This is a genomic window from Streptomyces sp. NP-1717 (assembly GCF_022695985.1).
GTDB lineage: Bacteria > Actinomycetota > Actinomycetes > Streptomycetales > Streptomycetaceae > Streptomyces.
Window position 1 is genome coordinate 1 of the sequence record NZ_JAAPBF010000037.1, and the last position, 18253, is coordinate 18253.

17 protein-coding genes and 1 pseudogene are annotated in these 18253 nt (G+C 70.3%); 12 read left to right on the forward strand and 6 right to left on the reverse strand.

Going from position 1 to position 18253, the window contains the following annotated elements; all coding sequences use genetic code 11:
- The coding region (locus GXP76_RS11105) for an MFS transporter (protein ID WP_374360571.1) at nt 1-1427 on the forward strand (1427 nt) is incomplete at its 5' end.
- A 250-nt stretch (nt 1428-1677) separates the two neighbouring features.
- Nucleotides 1678-2385 (forward strand): alpha/beta hydrolase, encoded by a 708-nt coding sequence (locus GXP76_RS11110; protein WP_374360574.1) that lies wholly within the window; start codon nt 1678-1680, stop codon nt 2383-2385.
- A gap of 99 nt (nt 2386-2484) precedes the next feature.
- Here GXP76_RS11110 and GXP76_RS11115 read toward each other — a convergent pair whose 3' ends face one another.
- On the reverse strand, nt 2485-2856 hold the full coding sequence (locus GXP76_RS11115; RefSeq protein ID WP_242571306.1) for a VOC family protein: 372 nt from the start codon (nt 2854-2856) through the stop codon (nt 2485-2487).
- 139 nt (nt 2857-2995) lie between these two features.
- A complete protein-coding gene (locus GXP76_RS11120) occupies nt 2996-3253 on the reverse strand; it encodes a type B 50S ribosomal protein L31 (RefSeq protein ID WP_242571307.1) in 258 nt (85 codons plus the stop codon).
- A gap of 177 nt (nt 3254-3430) precedes the next feature.
- On the opposite strand from GXP76_RS11120, the gene GXP76_RS11125 reads away from it, so the two are divergent.
- Complete coding sequence (locus tag GXP76_RS11125; RefSeq protein WP_242571308.1) at nt 3431-4024, forward strand: GNAT family N-acetyltransferase; 594 nt, start codon at nt 3431-3433, stop codon at nt 4022-4024.
- On the opposite strand, the gene GXP76_RS11130 is transcribed toward GXP76_RS11125, so the two are convergent.
- The 3 genes from GXP76_RS11130 to GXP76_RS11140 form a co-directional block, all read right to left on the reverse strand.
- Nucleotides 4021-4401, reverse strand: a complete 381-nt coding sequence (locus GXP76_RS11130; protein WP_242571309.1) for a DUF397 domain-containing protein — start codon at nt 4399-4401, stop codon at nt 4021-4023. The two genes, GXP76_RS11125 and GXP76_RS11130, sit on opposite strands and share 4 nt — an antisense overlap.
- A gap of 259 nt (nt 4402-4660) precedes the next feature.
- A complete protein-coding gene (locus GXP76_RS11135) occupies nt 4661-5050 on the reverse strand; it encodes a hypothetical protein (protein WP_242571310.1) in 390 nt (129 codons plus the stop codon).
- 162 nt (nt 5051-5212) lie between these two features.
- Nucleotides 5213-6112 carry a helix-turn-helix transcriptional regulator gene (locus GXP76_RS11140; RefSeq protein WP_242571311.1) on the reverse strand — a complete coding sequence of 300 codons (900 nt, stop codon included), beginning with the start codon at nt 6110-6112 and terminating at the stop codon, nt 5213-5215.
- Nucleotides 6113-6548: 436 nt separating this feature from the next.
- Between GXP76_RS11140 and GXP76_RS11145 the strand changes: the two genes are divergently transcribed.
- Entirely contained in the window at nt 6549-7676 is a 1128-nt protein-coding gene (locus tag GXP76_RS11145; protein WP_242571312.1) for a lectin, read from the forward strand.
- 87 nt (nt 7677-7763) lie between these two features.
- Nucleotides 7764-8723: an aldo/keto reductase family oxidoreductase gene (locus tag GXP76_RS11150; protein ID WP_242571313.1), complete on the forward strand. Its 960-nt coding sequence runs from the start codon at nt 7764-7766 to the stop codon at nt 8721-8723.
- A 101-nt stretch (nt 8724-8824) separates the two neighbouring features.
- Here the strand turns inward: GXP76_RS11150 and GXP76_RS11155 are convergent, their stop codons facing one another.
- Nucleotides 8825-12103 carry a LamG-like jellyroll fold domain-containing protein gene (locus GXP76_RS11155; RefSeq protein ID WP_242571314.1) on the reverse strand — a complete coding sequence of 1093 codons (3279 nt, stop codon included), beginning with the start codon at nt 12101-12103 and terminating at the stop codon, nt 8825-8827.
- A 178-nt stretch (nt 12104-12281) separates the two neighbouring features.
- Between GXP76_RS11155 and GXP76_RS11160 the strand changes: the two are divergent.
- The 7 genes and pseudogenes from GXP76_RS11160 to nhaA form a co-directional block, all read left to right on the forward strand.
- A pseudogene (locus tag GXP76_RS11160) lies at nt 12282-12839 on the forward strand (His/Gly/Thr/Pro-type tRNA ligase C-terminal domain-containing protein); the annotation flags it as partial.
- Nucleotides 12840-12919: 80 nt separating this feature from the next.
- Nucleotides 12920-13336 carry an ATP-binding protein gene (locus tag GXP76_RS11165; RefSeq protein ID WP_242571315.1) on the forward strand — a complete coding sequence of 139 codons (417 nt, stop codon included), beginning with the start codon at nt 12920-12922 and terminating at the stop codon, nt 13334-13336.
- A gap of 84 nt (nt 13337-13420) precedes the next feature.
- Nucleotides 13421-13606 carry a hypothetical protein gene (locus tag GXP76_RS11170; protein WP_242571316.1) on the forward strand — a complete coding sequence of 62 codons (186 nt, stop codon included), beginning with the start codon at nt 13421-13423 and terminating at the stop codon, nt 13604-13606.
- Between the two features lie 63 nt (nt 13607-13669).
- The gene (locus GXP76_RS11175) at nt 13670-14365 is read left to right on the forward strand and encodes an ABATE domain-containing protein (RefSeq protein WP_242571317.1); all 696 of its coding nucleotides are present in this window, start codon (nt 13670-13672) and stop codon (nt 14363-14365) included.
- 65 nt (nt 14366-14430) lie between these two features.
- A complete protein-coding gene (locus GXP76_RS11180) occupies nt 14431-15306 on the forward strand; it encodes an alpha/beta fold hydrolase (RefSeq protein ID WP_242571318.1) in 876 nt (291 codons plus the stop codon).
- A 138-nt stretch (nt 15307-15444) separates the two neighbouring features.
- The gene (locus tag GXP76_RS11185) at nt 15445-16176 is read left to right on the forward strand and encodes a 2OG-Fe(II) oxygenase (protein WP_242571319.1); all 732 of its coding nucleotides are present in this window, start codon (nt 15445-15447) and stop codon (nt 16174-16176) included.
- Nucleotides 16177-16330: 154 nt separating this feature from the next.
- Complete coding sequence (gene nhaA / locus GXP76_RS11190; RefSeq protein WP_242571320.1) at nt 16331-18226, forward strand: Na+/H+ antiporter NhaA; 1896 nt, start codon at nt 16331-16333, stop codon at nt 18224-18226.
- Nucleotides 18227-18253 lie beyond the last annotated feature (27 nt).

Below are 18253 nucleotides of genomic sequence, written 5' to 3' on the forward strand. Positions count from 1 at the left end.
AGGAGATTAGGAGTTACGGCATGAGCGCGAGCAACAGCGCACCCTCCCCGGCCGCCGCCACCGCTCAGGACGGCAGCCGCGGCAAGCTGAGGACCTCCCTCGGCGCCGCCGCGGGAACCTGTGTGGAGAACTACGACTTCGTCGCCTACGGCACGGCGTCCGCTCTCTACTTCGGTGATGTCTTCTTCCCCGAGTCCGACCCCGTCGTCGGCACCCTGCTGGCCTTCGTCACGCTCGGCGTCGGCTTCCTGATGCGCCCCATCGGCGGCGCCGTCGGCGGCCACCTCGGCGACAAGTACGGCCGCAAGCCCGTGCTGGTCACCGCCCTGCTGACGATGGGCATCGCCACGGTCCTGATCGGTGTGCTGCCCACCTACGCGCAGGCCGGCATCATCGCGCCGATCCTGCTGGTGCTGATCCGTATGGTGCAGGGCCTCGCGTTCGGTGCCGAGTGGGGCGGCGCGGTGATGATGGCGTACGAGCACGCGCCGCGCAGGCGGCGCGGTCTGTACGCGGCGATACCCCAGGCGGGCAATCCGCTGGGTATCGCGCTGGCCAACATCGTCTTCCTGCTGTCCGTGAACTTCGACAGCGACTGGGCATGGCGCGTGCCGTTCCTGGCCAGTTCGGTGCTGATCGTGGTCGGCCTGGTCGTCCGGGTGAAGCTGACGGAGTCGCCGGAGTTCGAGGAGACCAAGGCCAGCGGTGAGACCGTCAAGAACCCGCTCGCGACGGTGCTGCGCAACGACTGGCGCAACATCCTGCGGATCATCGCGCTGCGCGTCGTCGAGTCGTGCGCGTACTACCTGACGGCGACCTATCTGCTGTCGTACATCACCGACCGCGACGAGAACGACCGGGGCATCGCCCTCGCGGGCATCGTCATCGCGAGTCTTCTCGCGGTGGGCACGACGGTGCTGTCCGGTGCGCTGACCGACCGGATCGGCCGCCGGAAGCTGTATCTGGCCGGGTGTCTGATGGCGGTCGCCTTCGGCTTCCCGATGTTCCTGATGGCCAACACCGGCAATCCGCTGCTCGTCGTGCTGATCTATCTGATCGCGATCGGTGTGATCCACGCGGCGCTGACCGGTACGCAGGCCGCGTGGTTCGCCGAGCTGTTCAAGACCAACACCCGTACGTCCGGCGCCTCGCTGGGCTACCAGGTCGCGGCGTCGGTCGCCGGGTTCGCGCCGTTTCTGGCCGTGCTGCTGGCCGAGTCGTTCGACTGGGTGGGCCCGGCCGGTTTCTATGTGGTGATCGGACTGGTCGGACTGATCGGCGTGGCGACGACGAAGGAGACCTGGGGGGCGCGGGAGCGCGCGGCGGCCGAGGCCGCCGACAGGGCCGAGCAGTCGGAGGGACCCTCGCGGCCTCGCGGAACGAACGAGGCGGCGGCCGGGTCGGAGGGGACGGCTCGCCGGTCCTGAGTCCGCGCTCCCGGGAGTCCGCGCTCTCGGGGCGGGGGCGGTGGTGCGGTGAGGGTCCGGGGGCCGTCACCGCACCACCGCCCTTTCCGTGGCCGCGTGTTCGGGAATGTTCCGGCCCGTGCCACCCCGTTGCGAGATCGCGGAATCGTTACGTGCGACGGGCCATCCGCGACGGCGCCGGCGCCGAATATCTTCTGTGGTGGGTGGGGCCCCATTCACCACGGAAGACAGAAGAGAGGTCAGGCACCACGTGCCCGTCAGCGACCCCCGTGCCCCGGTCCCGCCCGCCCTCGCGCTCGACAGGTCGGCCGCGCGGCCCCGAGCCGCCGTGCTCCTGCTGCACGGCGGACGCTCGGAGGGCGTGGAGCCACCACCCCGGTTGGGTCTGGCCGCCGCGCGGATGCGGCCGTTCACACGGGCGGTGCTGCGCGCGACCGAGGGGCACGACGTCCTGGTGGGACGGGTCCGCTACCGGCACCGGGGGTGGAACGGCGCGCGTGCCGACGCCGCGGTGGACGCCCTGCGGGCGCTCGACGAGCTGGAACAGCTCGCCGGTTCGGTACGGGTGGTGCTGGTCGGTCATTCGATGGGCGGGCGCGCCGCGCTCGCCGTGGCCGGGCACGACCTGGTACGCGGCGTGGTGGGGCTCGCCCCGTGGTGCCCGACCGGGGAGCCGGTGGACCAGTTGCTGAACCGGCAGGTCGTCCTCGTGCACGGTGACCGGGACCGTACGACCGACCCGCGGGGCAGCCGCGATGTCGTGCGCCGCGCCCGTGCGGCGGGCGCCGACGCGTGCGCGGTGCTGATGACCGGCGGGGACCACGCGATGCTCCGGCGTGCCGGCGAGTGGCATTCACTCACCGCCGAGCTGGTCTCGGGTCTGCTCGGTCTCGCTCCGCTGCCCGGTCCGGTACGGCGCGCGTTCGACGAGGGCTGGGACCCGGCTACGAGAGACTGACACGGCGGCGGAGCCGCCCGGCAGCCGTCGCGCCGGTGATCAGGGCGACCGCGGTACGTGGTCGGACGCTCACCCGTGCGCCGTGCTCGCGGGTCGCACTCAGCCGCGGCCGGTGTCGATGACGCAGAAGCGGTTGCCTTCGGTGTCGGCGAGGACGACGAAGTCGGGGTCGTCGGGGTAGAGGTCCCAGTCCACGCGTTCGGCGCCGAGGGACATCAGGCGCGCCACTTCACCGGCCTGCTCGGCCGCGTCGCTCGCGTAGAGGTCGAGGTGGACACGGGGGTGCTCCTGCACCGGCGTCCCGCTGAGCCCGAGGGACAGCCCCGGCCCCGTACCGTCGGCGGGGACGAGGACGACCCAGTCGTCCGCCACCTCGCCGTCGCGGGGGACGTAGTCCAGCGCCCGGCTCCAGAATTCGGCCGCGCGCCGCACGTCGGAGGCGCCCATCACGATCGTCCCGATGCTGATCATCCGGCGATGGTGCCAGATCCGCCGGCGTTCGCGCGCGGGATATGCGCGGCGGCATACGGAAACCCCGGCGGCGTGATCCGTCGATCCCGCCTCCGGGGCTCCTGGTCTCCGTCTTCGCGCCGACGCTTCCCGGCGCCGCTCATCCGCGTTTCGGGGCGTCGCCGTAACGGCGCTCGAAGCGCTCCACACGGCCCGCGGTGTCAAGAACCTGCGAGTTACCGGTGTAGAAGGGGTGGCTCGCCGATGATGTCTCGACGTCGACGACGGGGTACCTCTTCCCGTCCTCCCACTCGATCGTCTTGTCCGACTCCGCGGTCGAGCGCGTCAGAAACGCGTAATCGGCTGCGCGGTCCCGGAAAACCACCGGACGGGATACGGGGTGTATACGAGGCTTCATATGTGATCCCTTCCTGTCGGCGCGCCCGGGGTCTTCTCGACCCCCGGTATGTCGTTCAACGGTGGGAGGGGGACGGTTATTCCACTGAATTCGACGGGTCCACGAGTGGCCGACGAACAGGCAGTTGGCCCCGTACCGGCCCCGACCGGTCAGGTGTTCCGGTGATATTCTCAATGTATGGCTGACCGAATACATCGGGTCGTTATCGAGGGCTCCCGGATCAGTACTCCCCGGTTGACCCTTCGACCGTGGGCACGAGGTGACGCCGAGGCCGCCCTGCTGGTCTACGGCGTGGACGAGGTGTCCCGATGGCTCGCGCCGGCTCTGGAGCCGGTGTCGGACCTGGCCGCGATGGAGCGCCTCGTCGAGCGGTGGGTGAGCGAGTCGGCCACGCTCGAACCGCCCCAGGGCCGGTGGGCCATTTCCCTGCGCGAGACCGGTGAGGTGGTCGGTGGGGTGGCTCTGCTGCCGCTCCCCCCGTTGGGCAGCGACCTGGAGATCGGCTGGCAGCTCGCTCCCGGCCTCTGGGGGCAGGGTCTGGCCGCGGAGGCGGGCCATGCGGTGGCGCATCAGGCCTTCGAGTCGGACGCCGGGGTCGAGGAGCTGTTCGCCGTGGTGCGCCCTCGGAACGTCCGGGGCGCCGCGACGGCACGGCGGGTCGGGATGGAGTGGGTCGGCGAGACGGAGAAGTATTACAACCTGCAGTTGCAGGTCTACCGTCTGCGCAAGGGCGATCTCGACGCGGGCGGTCCCACCGCGGCCTTTCCTTAGACCCTGTCCGGCGGATCGTCCGCCCGGGGGTGGGACGTGTGGCGGGTGTGGTCGAAGAAGGCTTTCCAGTGCGCACGGGAGAAGCCGAGTACGGCGCCGTGCGGAGAGCGCGAATCACGGATCATGACCCGGTCGGTGTCCCAGGCGAGTTCCACGCAATCGTCGGCGCCGGCATCGCTGAAGCTGCTCTTGCGCCATGCCCATGACTCAGTCACCCACGCCTCCTTGACGATGTGTGCGGAAAGCCTGGTTGGGGCAGCTCGCTGCGGCGGTGCGACTCCCGGCCCGACGAATTCGATCAAGTACGCGGAAACGTCGGCACGTTGCTTCAGGATAACAATCGCGCACGGGAAAACGAACATGCCGGATTCCGCCATGATCGCGGATGCTGCGTTCACGCCAGATGGCCGTGTGCGCGGCCTTGCGGCGTCGGGTGTGAGGGATACGCTGGCGGCGCAGACGTACCTCAAGGGGGATGACCGATGACGCGTTCGATGCTCTCGCGCTCACCTCGCACCACGGGCTGGTTCTGGTCCGGGTACGCCCTGTTGACGGGAATCCTCGCGTTCGGCGCCGGTTACGGCGCGGCAAGTGCCGCCGGTACGGCGGTGGTCGGCGTCGTCACGGCGCTGGTTCTCACGGCGGCGGCGGGCTGGTGGGCGCCTCCTCTTCTCCGGTCGGCTCGGCGGGTGCCGCCCCGGCCGGCCGGGTAAATCCGGCCCCGGCACCGGGCGTTGCCTCGGACGGACTGATCGCCCCGCGTCCGCCCGACATGAGGTTCAGCCGGGTCCGCAACCGGGCCACGAGCAGAACGCCCGCCCCGCAGCCCGCCACGCCGAACCAGCCCTGCGGGTTCGGGACCAGGACCGAGAAGACGATGTAGAAGGATCCGCCGAGCACCACCGGCGGGATCGTGACGACCCACAGGAGATGGACCGTCCGCGCCCGGAACGGCAGTACGTGGTGAATGATCTCGTTGCAGATGTGCACCCAGGTTTCGACACCGGGGCGTTTACGTCCTGGCATGCCCGTACCCCCGTACCCTCCACCGGCGGCGACGGACACCGCCGCCGGTGAGAGCCCCCGACCTGTTCATCAGCCACCTCGGTGATCACTCGTCAGAAACCGCGGCATCGGGCGTGGCCGCGGGTGGCGCGTCGCTCAGAGGTAGCGGATCGGTCCGGTCTTCTACGGCTCGCCGGCCTCGGCCGGGAGCGTCAGGTCCTCGCTCCCTTCACCGATGCGCTCGACGACCTGGCGCAGCACCCGCTCCATGTCGCCGCCGAGTGCCTGGTCCTCCAGTTCGTAGAAGGCTTCGATGTACTTTCCCGTCACCTCCGGGGCGCTGCTCGCGAACGAATCCCCGCGCGGGTTCTCCAGATAGACGGAGTCGGGCATGCCCTCCTCGGAGAATTCGAACAGGGTGAAGGGGCCGAGGATGCCCTGGTGCGCGCCCGCGCTGAACGGCATGACCTGGATGGTGATCCGGGGGTGGGCGGCCAGGTCCGCCAGCCGTTCGAGCTGAGCGCGCATCACGCCCGGTCCGCCGACCTGCCGGCGCAGGACCGACTCGTCGAGGACCATGAGCAGCTTCGGCCCTTCGTCGCCCTCCAGCAGGTCCTGCCTGGCGAGGCGTGCTTCGACGAGGCGGTCGAGCCGTTCGGGGGAGGTCGCCTGGGAGGTTCCCGCGACGAGCGCCCGCATGTACTCCTCCGTCTGGAAGAGACCGGGCACCACGAAGAAGTGGAAGCCCCGGATGATCGAGGCCGAGGACTCCAGGGCGAGGAAGGAGAGGAATTCCTTGCTGAACACGTCGCGGTACTCGCTGAAGGGCATTTTCCGGCTGCCCCGGGCCAATTCCAGCAGCCCTTCGGTCTTGCGTCGCTCTGTCACCCCGTATTCGGTCAGCAGCGCCTTGAGGTCGTTGACGGTGACCGCGACCTCGCCCGCCTCGATTCTGATGAGCTTCGACGGGCTCCATTCCATCTTGATGGCGACCTGACGCTGGGTCAGCCCCGCGTTGCCCCGGGCCCTGCGGAGCTCGGTCCGCAGGCGCAGTCGCTGCACGGCGGCACTCGGCGTGCTCACGATTGCCACCTCCCTGCCGCGATGGTCCCATATGCAAGGTAGCAGATAGTCATATTGCCGTAACAGACCTTACCGATAGATGGTTGTCGATCAAGAAATACCAGGTCAGCGCCCTGCCCTCGATGGAGCGGTACGCGGTACGCCAGGTTTGATGTGCGAACACGCAGATCGCCACCTGGCCGGCAGGTGGGAGGCGCGTCGCGGGATACCGTATCGGATCTCACACGGCGTCATATGCCGTTCGGTCACGCGTCGCCGGGAACGTGCCGAAGAGTCGGCGTGGCGCCCTGACACCCCGTTCGCCATGTGCTTGACAAGGTCTAGACCTTCCTTTTCAATCCAATCGACACACCACCCATGCGCATCTCCTCCTTGGCCCTGTCGGCGAACCGACAGGGCTCCGTGCGCCGTCGGCGCGAAGGGAAAAGATTCAGAGATGTTGAGCAGATCCGGCAGAGGCATTTCCCTCGTACGGTCCGCGATCCTCCTCGCGGTCGCAGCCCTCGTCGCTACTCTCTTCACCGCTCCGGCCGCCCAGGCGGCCGACGGCCAGATCACCGGTCTGGCCGGCAACTGCGTCGACGTCGCCGGGGCGAACAACGCCAACGGCACCCCCGTACAGCTCTACGACTGCAACGGCAGCAATGCCCAGCGCTGGTCCAACTCGGGCGACGGCACGCTGCGCGCGCTCGGCAAGTGTCTGGACGTCTCGGGCAACAGCACCGCCGACGGGGCGCTCGTCCATCTGTGGGACTGCACCGGCGGCGCCAACCAGCGCTGGGTGGTCTCCGGCGCGAACGACATCGTCAACCCACAGGCGAACAAGTGCCTGGACGTCCAGGACCGCAACTCGGCGAACGGCGCCCGGCTCCAGATATGGACCTGTTCGGGGCAGTCGAACCAGAAATGGAACGCGCCGCCGAGCGGTGGAGGCGGCAACCCGGGCGGATTCGTGGTCAGCGAGGCGCAGTTCAACCAGATGTTCCCGAGCCGCAACGGCTTCTACAGCTACAGCGGTCTCACCGCGGCCCTGAGCGCCTACCCGGCCTTCGCCACCACGGGCAGCGACACCGTCAAACGCCAGGAGGCCGCGGCCTTCCTCGCCAACGTCAGCCACGAGACCGGCGGACTGGTCCACATCGTGGAGCAGAACACGGCCAACTACCCGCACTACTGCGACACTTCGCAGTCCTACGGCTGCCCGGCCGGCCAGGCCGCCTACTACGGGCGCGGACCCATCCAGCTCAGCTGGAACTTCAACTACAAGGCGGCCGGTGACGCGCTCGGCATCAACCTGCTCGCCGACCCGTGGCGCGTGCAGAACGACTCGGCCGTCGCCTGGAAGACCGGCCTCTGGTACTGGAACACCCAGAACGGTCCCGGCACCATGACCCCGCACAACGCGATGGTCAACCAGGCCGGCTTCGGCCAGACGATCCGGTCCATCAACGGCTCGCTGGAGTGCGACGGGCGCAACCCCGCGACCGTCCAGAGCCGGATCAACAACTACCAGCGCTTCACCCAGATCCTGGGCGTCGCGCCCGGCGGCAACCTGTACTGCTGACCCGCCGCGGCGGGACGTACGGAGCCTGTGGCCCCGGGGACGCTTCCCCGGGGCCACACGCGATCAGGGCCGCCGTAGGGTGACCGCGTGACGAAAGAAGCGGAGACGAAGAACGCCGGCCGGCTGCTCTACGGCTGTATGGGGCTCGGCGGCGGCTGGGACACCACCCCCTACGGCCCGGCGGACATCGACGCCGCCGAGGCGGCGGTAGAGGCGGCGCTGGAGAGCGGGATCACCACGTTCGACCACGCCGACATCTACCGGCACGGCAAGTCCGAGGCCGTCTTCGGCGAGGTCCTCAGCCGCACCCCCGGGCTGCGGGAGCGCGTCGTCGTACAGACGAAGTGCGGGATCCGGCTCGCCGACGGCGACCGGCCCGGCATCTACGACCTGCGGGCCGCGAGCATCGTCCGGCGCGTCGAGGAGAGCCTGACCAGGCTGCGTACGGATGTCATCGATGTCCTGCTGCTGCACCGGCCCGACCCGCTCGCCGACCCGGACGACGTCGCGAGCGCTCTGACCTCGCTCCACCAGCAGGGCCTCGTACGGCGGTTCGGCGTGTCGAACATGGGCGGCGCGCAGATCGACACACTGCGGGCGGCGCTCGGACTCCCCCTGGTCGCCAACCAGTTGGAGATGAGCCTGGCACGCCGGGACTGGGTCGAGGCCGGAGTGCTGGTCAACACCCCGGAGGCGGCCGAAGGCGGCTATCCCGTCGGGACGACCGAGTACTGCCGCGCGAACGGGATCGGAATCCAGGCCTGGGGAGCGCTCGCGCAGGGCCGGTACACGGGCCGCCAGGAGACCCCGGACGAGCAGGCGACGGCGCGGCTCGTCGCCTCGCTGGCCGAGGCGAAGAACACCACACCGGAGACCGTGCTGCTGTGGTGGCTGCAACGGCACCCGGCCCGGATCGCGCCGGTCGTCGGCAGCGCGCGGCCGGAGCGCATCCGCGCCTGCGCCGACGCCGCCGTACGGGAGCCGGAACTCACCCACGAGGAGTGGTACGACCTGTGGCTGACGGCGCGTGGCGCGCCGCTGCCCTGACGGAGAGGGCCGTGCCCAGACGGAGAGGGCCGGCCCCGGAGCACGTGTGGTCCCCGGCGCGCCTCTCGGCTCGCCGGGGACCACATCACCGTGGGTCCGGGCTACCCGGGCTGGTCCTCCTCGTGCAGCTGCCGCACCTGACCGTCCGTCAGCGCCTTGTCGTAGACGCGTACCTGGTCGATCGACCCGTTCCAGAAGTCGCCCTTGGCGCCGTCGTACTTCGCGCGGCCGAGCGACAGCGGTCCGGTGCTCACATCGGCCGGTCCCGCGGCGACGGTGGCGGCCGGTGCGCCGTCGACGTACAGGGTGATGTCGTCCGAGGCCGAGTCACGGACCCCGACGAGGTGGTACCAGCGGTCCGTCTCGGGCCGGATCTCCAGGCGTGCGCGGTTTCCGCCGGGGGTGCTGAACGCGAACGCGCCCTGCCCGTACTGGAGATAGAACGGATTCTCCGTGCGCCGTCCGTCCTGGCTCACCGCCGTGGCGTAGTTGACGGGCAGTTCGCCGAGGGTGACCCACGCCGAAACCGAGTAGCTCCCGGTCGTGTCCACCACTGGTCCTTCGGTCTGCGCGTACTGGCCCTTGCCGTCGAAGGCGAGGGCCGTGCCGCTGACGCCCGGTGTCCAGCCGGCACCGCCGACGAGGCTCAGTGAGCTGCCGTTCGGGCCCTTGTCCGCGGCCGTGGTGCCCTTGCCCTCGTCCAGCGGCCAGTGCCCGCCGCCGCTCAGCTCGTCCCGTTCGCCGGCTTCCGCGCCGGCCTCGATGACCTTGCGGTTGATGGCGCGCACGGGTGCCGGGTCGACCTTGATCTGCCGGCGGTCGTAGGTGTAGAAGCCGTTGAGTTCGTTCTCCAGGTCACTGACCTGTGTGTACACGGAGCCGGAGAGTTCGGCGCCCGCCGCTTCGAGATAGAAGTCCGTGGTGTTCTGCACGTACTTCGCGGTGAGCGCGTCCTTGTCGGCCACTCCGCTGTAGATCGCGGCGGGCGGGCCGGGCCACATGTGTCCGGGGGTGCGGAGGGTGAAGCCGCCGTGCTCACCGTCCATCGCGGCGCGGTGGTCGGGGAAGGGCGCGTCGTTGTTGACGTAGTCGTGGTGGTCGATGATCTCGCCCTTGCCCGAGTCCCCCTTGGAGGAGCAGCAGTTGACACCGCTGTGGGCGTTGACGATGCGGGAGGGGTCGGTGGCCTTCACCGACTCGGCGATGCGGCCCGTCTCCTCGCGGTTCCACTCGCCCCAGCCCTCGTTGAAGACGATCCAGCCGATGATCGAGGGCGAGTTGTGCAGCTGCCGCATCATCCGCTTGCCCTCGTCGACGAAGGTCCGCTGTCCCGCCTCGGTGGTGATGTCGCTGGAGACGAAGTCCTGCCAGACGAGGAGACCGAGCTTGTCGGCGTGGTGATAGAAGCGGGCGGACTCGACCTTGATGTGTTTGCGTACGGCGTTGAAGCCGAGCTCCTTCTGGGCTTCGAGGTCGAACTTGAGCGCCGCGTCGCTGGGCTGGGTGTAGAGGCCGTCGGGCCAGAACCCCTGGTCCAGCATGGCGAGGGAGAAGACCGGCTTCCCGTTCAGCACGAGCTTCTGGTAGCCGCCGACCTTCTCGATTCCGACAGAGCGCATACCGAAGTAGCTGTCGACGCTGTCGGTGGAGCCGCCGTCGGTGAGGGTGACGTCCAGGTCGTAGAGGTAGGGGTCGTCCGGGGTCCAGAGCCGCTGGTTCTTGATCGGCAGGCGCAGTTCGGTGCCGGGGCGGCCGCTGACCGCCGAGACGATCCGGCCCCTGTCGTCGCGGGCGACGGCCCTGACCTTGGCGTCGGGTGTGGCCTTGGCGGAGTTGACGGTGACGGCCAGGGTGCCGGAGTCGATGTCGGGCGTGGTGACGAGTTCGTCGACGGCCGCCGTCGCGACGGGCTCCATCCAGACGGTCTGCCAGATGCCCGACGACTGGGTGTAGACGATGCCGCCGGGGTCGGTGGACTGCTTGCCCATCGGCTGGTCGGGACCGTTGGTGTCGGTGACGGCGACGACGATCTCCTGGGGGCCCTTGCCGCCGTTCTTGAGCGCGTCGGTGATGTCGGCGCCGAACGCCGTGTAGCCGCCGGTGTGTTCGGTGACCTGGGTGCCGTTGACCCAGACGCGGGTCGCGTAGTCGACGGCGTCGAAGTTGAGCTTCAGCCGCTTGCCGCTGCCGACCTTCCAGTCCTGGGGCACGGTGACGAGCTTGCGGTAGAACATGTGGTCCTCGTGGCGTTCGAGGCCGGAGAGCTGGGACTCCACCGGGAACGGCACGATGATCTTCTCGTCGAGGTCCCTGCCGAAGACGGGACGTTCGTCCTTCTCGGCGCCCGCGAACTGCCAAGGACCGTTGAGGTTCTTCCAGTTGTCGCGCACCTGCTGCGGGCGGGGGTACTCGGGCAGCGGGTTGTCCGGGTCGAGCCTGTCGCCCCACTCGGTGGTGAGGCGGTGCGTGGAGTCGTTGGCCGCGGTGCGCATGATCTCCGGCACCGTCTCGCCGCCGGCCTGGAGGCCGCCCTCGCCGTCGTATCGGAAGCCGACCCGCTGGTCCTTCTGGACCGGCGCCTTCAGCGTGACGGTCAGGGAGTAGGGGTCGCCGGGTGTGCGGGCGACGGAGGAGACCGGCATCGGCGTGGTGTCGACCTCGATCCTCAGATGGTCCCTGAGCTCCGCGACCGTGCCGCCGACCTTCTCCTCGAACGTCGCGCGGAGCCGGCGGCCGTCCTCGCCGACCGTCAGCGAGACCGGATAGATCTCGAAGTCGGCGGGCGGGGTGAACGCGGACTCGGGGACGATCTGCTTCTCGGTCCCCGCGCCCGACCAGCGCAGGAACATGTTCGCTCCGCCGGTGTCCTGGAACATCTCGACCCGGACGTCCCTTGGCTCGCCGGCGGTCAGCGCGACCGGTTCACTGGTCTGTTCCTTGTCCCAGTCCGGCTCCCAGTGGTCGATGACCACCTTGTCGCCGATCCACACCCGGAAGCCGTTGTCGCCGGTCGCGTAGAAGGTGTAGTCGCCGCTCGCCGGGGCCTCGATCCGGCCCGTCCAGCGGGCGGTGGTGTGCTCGGTACGGCCGGTCATGGACTCGAACGTCGAGGCCAGGCCCGGGAATTCGATCTGCGGGTCGAGGGCCACTCCCCCGAGGTCGGCGAAGTCGCGCGCACCCGGCGCGGACATGCTGAAGTACTCGCCCTTGAGACCGTGCACGTCGTCCGCGGCCGGGGCGGCGGCGGACCGGGCATCGGCGGACGCGGTGTCGGCGGCCGTCGCGGCCGGGACGAAACCGCTCGCCGGCAGCAACAGGGCGACGGCGAGCAGCAGCGACCGGAGCAGTGGTCGGGAGCGGGTGGCGGGCTTTCGTCTCATGGTTGTCCTCGGTGTCCTCGCGCGGGCGGGGGCGGAACGAGCGGGAGCGGAAGGTTCCGTCCCTGGCATTACAACGTTGGAAAAGGTGCGCAGCGGAATGACAGCACGCCCGCTCGGCGGGTGTCCAGAGTTACGACAGAAGGTATTCGCGGGCGCGGAGCGGAAATGGCGTTGCCCCGGGCGCGGGTCGACCCTGTCGACCGTCCAGGTCGACTTCCACCAGCCCGAACAGTTCGATCTGCGCTACGTCGGCGCCGACGGCGCCAGGCACCGGCCGGTGATGATCCACCGCAGCGTCATCGGGAGTGTGGAGCGGGCGGTCGCGCATCTCGCGGAGCGGCACGGCGGCGCCTTTCCCGGCTGGCTCGCGCCCACCCAGCTCATGGTCCTGCCCGTCTCCGGCGCCGAACTCCCGCAGGCGCGAGCACTCGTGGAGCGATGCGCGGCGCGAGGACTGCGGGCCGCGGTCTCGGGGCCGGAGCAGGGCACCCTGGGCGCCCGTGTCAGGGCGGCGAGGCTCGTGCCGTACCAGGCGGTGATCGGAGCGAGGGAGGCCGCAGGGGACCGCGTCGCGCTGCGCCTGCGGGACGGCCGGCGCGTAAACGGCCTGCCGGCCGCCGAACTCCTGGACCGCGTCGGGGCACTTGCCGGCGCGCACAGCACCCGTCTCTGGGACGAGGGCAAGGCCCGGGACGAGGACAGGGAGGGGCCGCAAGGGGCTGGAGGACACGGCTGAATCCGCTGGGCCTGAAGTCGGACCGAGCGGGAACGCTTGCCCTGAAAGCGGTACAAGCGATGCACGTGAGGTGAACACGCATGAACGGCACGAGGATCACCGACGTGATGCCCGAACCGGGCGTGGTGCGGGGCGACAGCCCGGCCGGGATCCACGAGGCCCGCGACACCGCCAGGGCCTTCACCGGCGGCCTCACTCCGGCACCGGGCTCCGGCGCGGTCGACACCATCGTCCTGGTGGTGTCCGAGCTGGTCACCAACGCCCTGCGGCACGGCGGCGGCAGGTACACGCTCGAACTGTCCGCGGCGCCCGACTCGGTGACCGTGGCCGTCAGCGACCCGAACCCGGCGCCGCCACGCGAGCGTGCCCCCGATCTCGACGGCGGGGGCGGCGGGTTCGGCTGGCACATGGTCCGCAGGCTGGCCGCCCGGCTGGCGATCGCGCCCGGTCCGGGGCCCGGTCCCGGAAAGACGATCTACGCGGTGCTCCCCCGGTAGCGGACGCCGGGGCTCTCCCGCCGCTTCCCGGGGCCGGGTGCGGCCGTCGCGTGTCCGGCTCATGATCTTGGGTATCCGGGTCTCATGTTGAAACACCGACGTATCCGGATCCTGGTGGTTCTGCTCGTGAGTTGGGCCGCGACGGCCGGAGTGGAGCGGTTCGGCGGGGAGCTGTCCTGGCCGTCGGCCGCCGGGCAGGCGCTGCTGTGGGCGGTGCTGGTCGCGTTCGTCTGGTGGTTCGCCGAGTGGACCCAGGTGCGACGACGCTGACATCCTCAATTCACATGCTTACTCCGGTCGACAACCATTAGATCCAGTATTACGGTTGCCGGTATGGAGAGCACTGAGGACGGCCCGCCCGCGGCCCCGACAGCGGCTCCGCTGCTGGGGGAGCCGCTGCCCGTCGAGTTCATGAACACCATCTGGGCCGGCCGGGACGGCGTGCACGACGAGCTCGCACGTCCCGGGGGCCTCGCGGCCTGGCTGCGGGGCATCCGGCCGCGCCTGCCGCGGGCGGAGGGTCTGTCTCTCGCACGGCTGCCCGAACCGTCCGCGGACGAGGTCCTGCGGTTTTGCCGACTGCGCGACGCGTTGCGCCATCTCGCGGCCGTCACGACCGGTGGCGCGGGGGACACACGCGACACGGGGGAATCGCGCGACACCGTTTCCGGGTCCGCGTCCGAAGCCGACGCCCTCGCGGCGGCGGTCGCCGCCGTCAACGAGTCCTGCGCGCGGGCACCCTCCTGGTCCATGCTGGAGTGGACCGGGGAGAGCGGCCCGGCCCGCACGGCCGCCACCGACGGCACCCCGACCGATTGGATCCTGTCGCAGCTCGCGGAGGAGGGTGTACGCCTCCTCACCGGGCCCGGCAGGAGCGGGCTGCGGGCCTGCCACGGTCCCCGCTGCGTGCTGTACTTCGTGCGCTCCCACCCACGCCGGGAGTGGTGTTCCGCGGACTGCGGGAACCGCGCCCGCGTCGCCCGCCACTACCGGCGCCACCGCGACGCCGCCGAATCGGCGAAGGCGTGAGCCCCCGGCCCACCGGGCCGGTGCGGGGCAACCAGAGACTCGGGGCCCGAGACAAGGAGACCGCCATGGTCGACGTCCATCACCGCTACGCGACCGTTCAGGGCCGACAGCTCTTCTACCGGGAGGCGGGACCGGCCGGCGCGCCCGTACTCGTCCTGCTGCACGGCTTTCCCACCAGCTCGTTCATGTTCCGCCACCTCATCCCGGAACTGGCGGACCGCTATCACGTCATCGCCCCCGACCACCTGGGCTTCGGCCTCTCCGACGCGCCGCCCGTCGGGGAGTTCGACTACACCTTCGACGCCCTCGCCGACCTCACCCGGCAGCTTCTCGCCGGGCTCGGGGTGTCCCGGTACGCCATGTACGTCCAGGACTACGGCGCCCCGGTCGGCTGGCGCCTGGCGCTGCGGGACCCGGACGCGATCACGGCGATCATCACCCAGAACGGGAACGGCTACGAGGCGGGGCTCGTCGAGAGTTTCTGGGCGCCCGCCCGCGCGTACTGGCACGAGCAGACCCCCGAGACGGTGGGCGCCATCCGCGAGGCCTTCAGCCTGGACGCGATCAAGTGGCAGTATCTGCACGGCGTGGCTGACCCCAGCCTGGTCAGCCCCGACACCTGGCTCCACGACCACGCCCTCGTCTCGCGCCCCGGTAACGACCGCGTACAGCTGAAACTGCTGCTCGACTACGCGAGCAATCTGCCGCTCTACCCGCCCCTGCACGCCTACCTGCGGGACCGCCGGCCTCCCCTGCTGGCCGTCTGGGGCGAGAACGACGAGATCTTCGGCCCGGACGGCGCCCGCGCGTTCGCCGACGACGTACCCGACGCGCGGGTGCGCCTTCTCGACGGAGGTCACTTCCTGCTCGAAAGCGCGCTGGACGAGGTCGCCGAGCTGATCCGCGAGTTCCTCGCGAAGGCGGATCTGCCCGCCGGATAGCCGTTCGGCCGCCAGGCCGGGGCGCGGACGCCTGCGTCACGCCCCGGCCTGGCGCGATGTCCGAATCCCGCCAGCGGGAGGGTTCTCGGGGCGGCACTCTCGACAGTGCACCGAGAGCGACCGAGAGGCGGAGAGACGATGCGGACCATCGGCACGGCGGACAGGATCGGTGACCGCGTCCGCGCGCAGGACTGGGACGCGATCACCGGCGACCTGGACACATACGGCAACGCCCTCACCGCAGAGCCGCTCCTCTCCCCCGCCGAATGCCGCGCGCTCAGCGCGCTGTACGGCGACGGAGAGCGGTTCCGGACGACGGTCGACATGGCCCGCCACCGGTTCGGGTCCGGACAGTACCGCTACTTCACCCATGAACTCCCCGATCCCGTAAGGGAGTTGCGGGCAGCGCTCTATCCGCGTCTGCTGCCCGTCGCCCGCGACTGGGCGGAGAAGCTGGGCAAGGACGCGCCCTGGCCGGACACGCTGGACGAGTGGCTGACGAGGTGTCATGAGGCGGGGCAGTCCAAGTCCGCGCAGATCCTGCTGCGTTACGGCGCCGGCGACTGGAACGCCCTGCACCGGGACGTGTTCGGCGAGATGGTCTTCCCGCTCCAGGTCGTCGTCGGCCTGGACGTACCGGGAACGGACTTCGACGGCGGGGAATTCATCATGACCGAGCAGCGTCCGCGCGCCCAGTCACGGGGCTCGTCGGCCACCGTCCCGCAGGGGCACGGGCTGGTCTTCACCACTCGCGACCGGCCGGTGCGCTCCGCGCGGGGCTGGTCGAACGCGCCCATGCGGCACGGGGTCAGCACGGTGCGCACCGGCCGCCGGCACACTCTCGGGCTCGTCTTCCACGACGCCGCGTGAGCCTTCCCGGCCACCGACGGCGGCAGGCGGGTCCCGGCGGTCCTCGCGGTGCCGGTGGTCGCGGCCTTGCTCGCGCGGTGGCGTACGGGAAGAGCGGCGTCCGACACACTCCTCGCTGCGGGATCCACCCGCCCGGCGAGTGGAGAATCCGGTAATGACCGATTCCTCCCCGGACGCCGGCTACCTCGGGCAGACACGGAGCGGTGAGCGTGCGCGCACACCCTGGCGGGAGTTCCTGCGTACCGAGACGGGCAGTGCGGCCGTCCTGCTGGTCGCCGTGATCGCCGCGCTCGCCTGGGCGAACGCCGACCTCTCGTCGTACGAGCGCTTCTGGCGGACGCATGTGGGGCTGTCCTTCGGGTCGCGGAGCCTGTCCCTCGAAGTGCGGGAGTGGGTCAACAGCGGCCTGATGGCGGTGTTCTTCTTCGTCGTCGGCCTCGAAGCGCGCCGCGAGCGGGACATGGGCGAGCTGCGCGACGGACGGCGTATCGCCCTGCCCGTCTTCGTCGGGGTCAGCGGCATGCTCGTACCCGTCGCGATCTATCTGCTGGTCAACGCCGGGAACGGCACGGCGTACGGCTGGGGCGCCGCGATGTCCACGGACACGGCCTTCGCGCTGGGCATGCTCGCGCTGCTCGGCAGGCGCCTGCCCACCGGACTGCGTACGTTCATCCTGGCCGTGACCGTCGTCGACGACTTCGTGGCACTCGCCGTCATCACCTTCGCCTACAGCGAGAGCGTCGCGCCCCTCGCGCTGCTGGTGGCCCTCGGCGTCCTCGGCGTGATCATGGTGCTGCGCCGGGAGGGTGTGCGCCGGGGCGCCTGGTACGTGGCGCCGGCCGTCGCGGCATGGGTGGCGATGCTGGAGTCCGGTGTGGATCCTGTTGTCGTCGGGCTGGTGATGGGGCTGCTCACGTCCGCGTACCCCGCCGCCCGCGGTGATCTGGAGCGCGCCACCGGCCTGTTCCGCCGGTTCAGGGAACAGCCGACTCCGGAGCTCGAACGCTCCGCGCGGCTCGGACTGGCGTCGGCGATCTCGCCCAACGACCGGCTCCTGCGGATGTACCACCCGTGGTCCAGTTATGTGATCGTGCCGGTGTTCGCGCTGGCCAACGCGGGGATCAGCACCTCCCCCGACGAGCTGTCCGAGGCCTTCACCTCTCCCGTCACGCTGGGCATCGTGGGCGCCTTCGTCGTGGGCAAGCCGATCGCGGTACTCACCGCCTCGTGGCTCACCCACCGCTTCAGCCACGGCCGGCTGCGTCCCCCGGTCGGCTGGGGCGCCGTCGCCGCCGGCGGGACGATCGCGGGTGCCGGGTTCACCGTGTCGCTGCTGATCGCCACCCTGGCCTTCGACGGCGATCATCTGGAGGAGGCGAAGATCGGCACGCTCACGGCGCTGCTCTGTTCGTTCGCGGTGACCTGGGCCGTCAGCGCGGTGATCGGGCTGCTGCCGAGGCGGCGCCGCAACCGGGCCCTGCTGGGCACCGCCGAATCGATCGTCGACCTCGCGGTCCCCGTCGACTCCGAACGGGACAAGATCCGCGGCCCGTTGGAGGCGCCGGTGACGGTCGTGGAGTACGGCGACTTCGACTGCCCGTACTGCGGGAAGGCCGAGCCGGTCATCCGGGAGCTGCTGGCCGACTTCGGGGACGTCCGCTACGTATGGCGGCACATGCCGCTGACCGATGTGCACCCCGGGGCGATGCTCGGCGCCGAGGCGTCGGAGGCCGCGTACGACCAGGGTGCGTTCTGGGAGATGCACGATCTCCTGCTCGCGCACGAGGGCACGCTGCGGTTCGCCGACGTGCTCCGGTTCGCCGCCGATCTCGGTCTGGACACCGAGCGCTTCGAGCGGCATCTGCGGCGCCACAGGGGCGCGGCGTATGTCGCCGACGACGTGGACTCGGCCGATCTGAGCGGGGTGTCGGGGACGCCGACCTTCTTCGTCAACGGGCGGCGCCACCACGGGGCGTACGACATCGGCAATCTCTCGGCGGCGGTGCGCACGGCCCGGCAGCAGGTCGCGCTCGCCGAGCCGGATGCGTGACCCGGGCCGACTCGTCGCCTCGGACGA

Excerpts from the sequence above, each read along its gene's own strand:
- GXP76_RS11180 (WP_242571318.1), top strand. The coding sequence starts at position 14,431 with ATGGTCGACGTCCATCACCGCTACGCGACCGTTCAGGGCCGACAGCTC.
- GXP76_RS11145 (WP_242571312.1), top strand. The coding sequence starts at position 6,549 with ATGTTGAGCAGATCCGGCAGAGGCATTTCCCTCGTACGGTCCGCGATC.
- GXP76_RS11170 (WP_242571316.1), top strand. The coding sequence starts at position 13,421 with ATGTTGAAACACCGACGTATCCGGATCCTGGTGGTTCTGCTCGTGAGT.
- GXP76_RS11115 (WP_242571306.1), bottom strand. The coding sequence starts at position 2,856 with ATGATCAGCATCGGGACGATCGTGATGGGCGCCTCCGACGTGCGGCGC.
- GXP76_RS11185 (WP_242571319.1), top strand. The coding sequence starts at position 15,445 with ATGCGGACCATCGGCACGGCGGACAGGATCGGTGACCGCGTCCGCGCG.
- GXP76_RS11120 (WP_242571307.1), bottom strand. The coding sequence starts at position 3,253 with ATGAAGCCTCGTATACACCCCGTATCCCGTCCGGTGGTTTTCCGGGAC.
- nhaA (WP_242571320.1), top strand. The coding sequence starts at position 16,331 with ATGACCGATTCCTCCCCGGACGCCGGCTACCTCGGGCAGACACGGAGC.
- GXP76_RS11135 (WP_242571310.1), bottom strand. The coding sequence starts at position 5,050 with ATGCCAGGACGTAAACGCCCCGGTGTCGAAACCTGGGTGCACATCTGC.
- GXP76_RS11130 (WP_242571309.1), bottom strand. The coding sequence starts at position 4,401 with ATGGCGGAATCCGGCATGTTCGTTTTCCCGTGCGCGATTGTTATCCTG.
- GXP76_RS11165 (WP_242571315.1), top strand. The coding sequence starts at position 12,920 with ATGAACGGCACGAGGATCACCGACGTGATGCCCGAACCGGGCGTGGTG.
- GXP76_RS11155 (WP_242571314.1), bottom strand. The coding sequence starts at position 12,103 with ATGAGACGAAAGCCCGCCACCCGCTCCCGACCACTGCTCCGGTCGCTG.
- GXP76_RS11175 (WP_242571317.1), top strand. The coding sequence starts at position 13,670 with ATGGAGAGCACTGAGGACGGCCCGCCCGCGGCCCCGACAGCGGCTCCG.
- GXP76_RS11125 (WP_242571308.1), top strand. The coding sequence starts at position 3,431 with ATGGCTGACCGAATACATCGGGTCGTTATCGAGGGCTCCCGGATCAGT.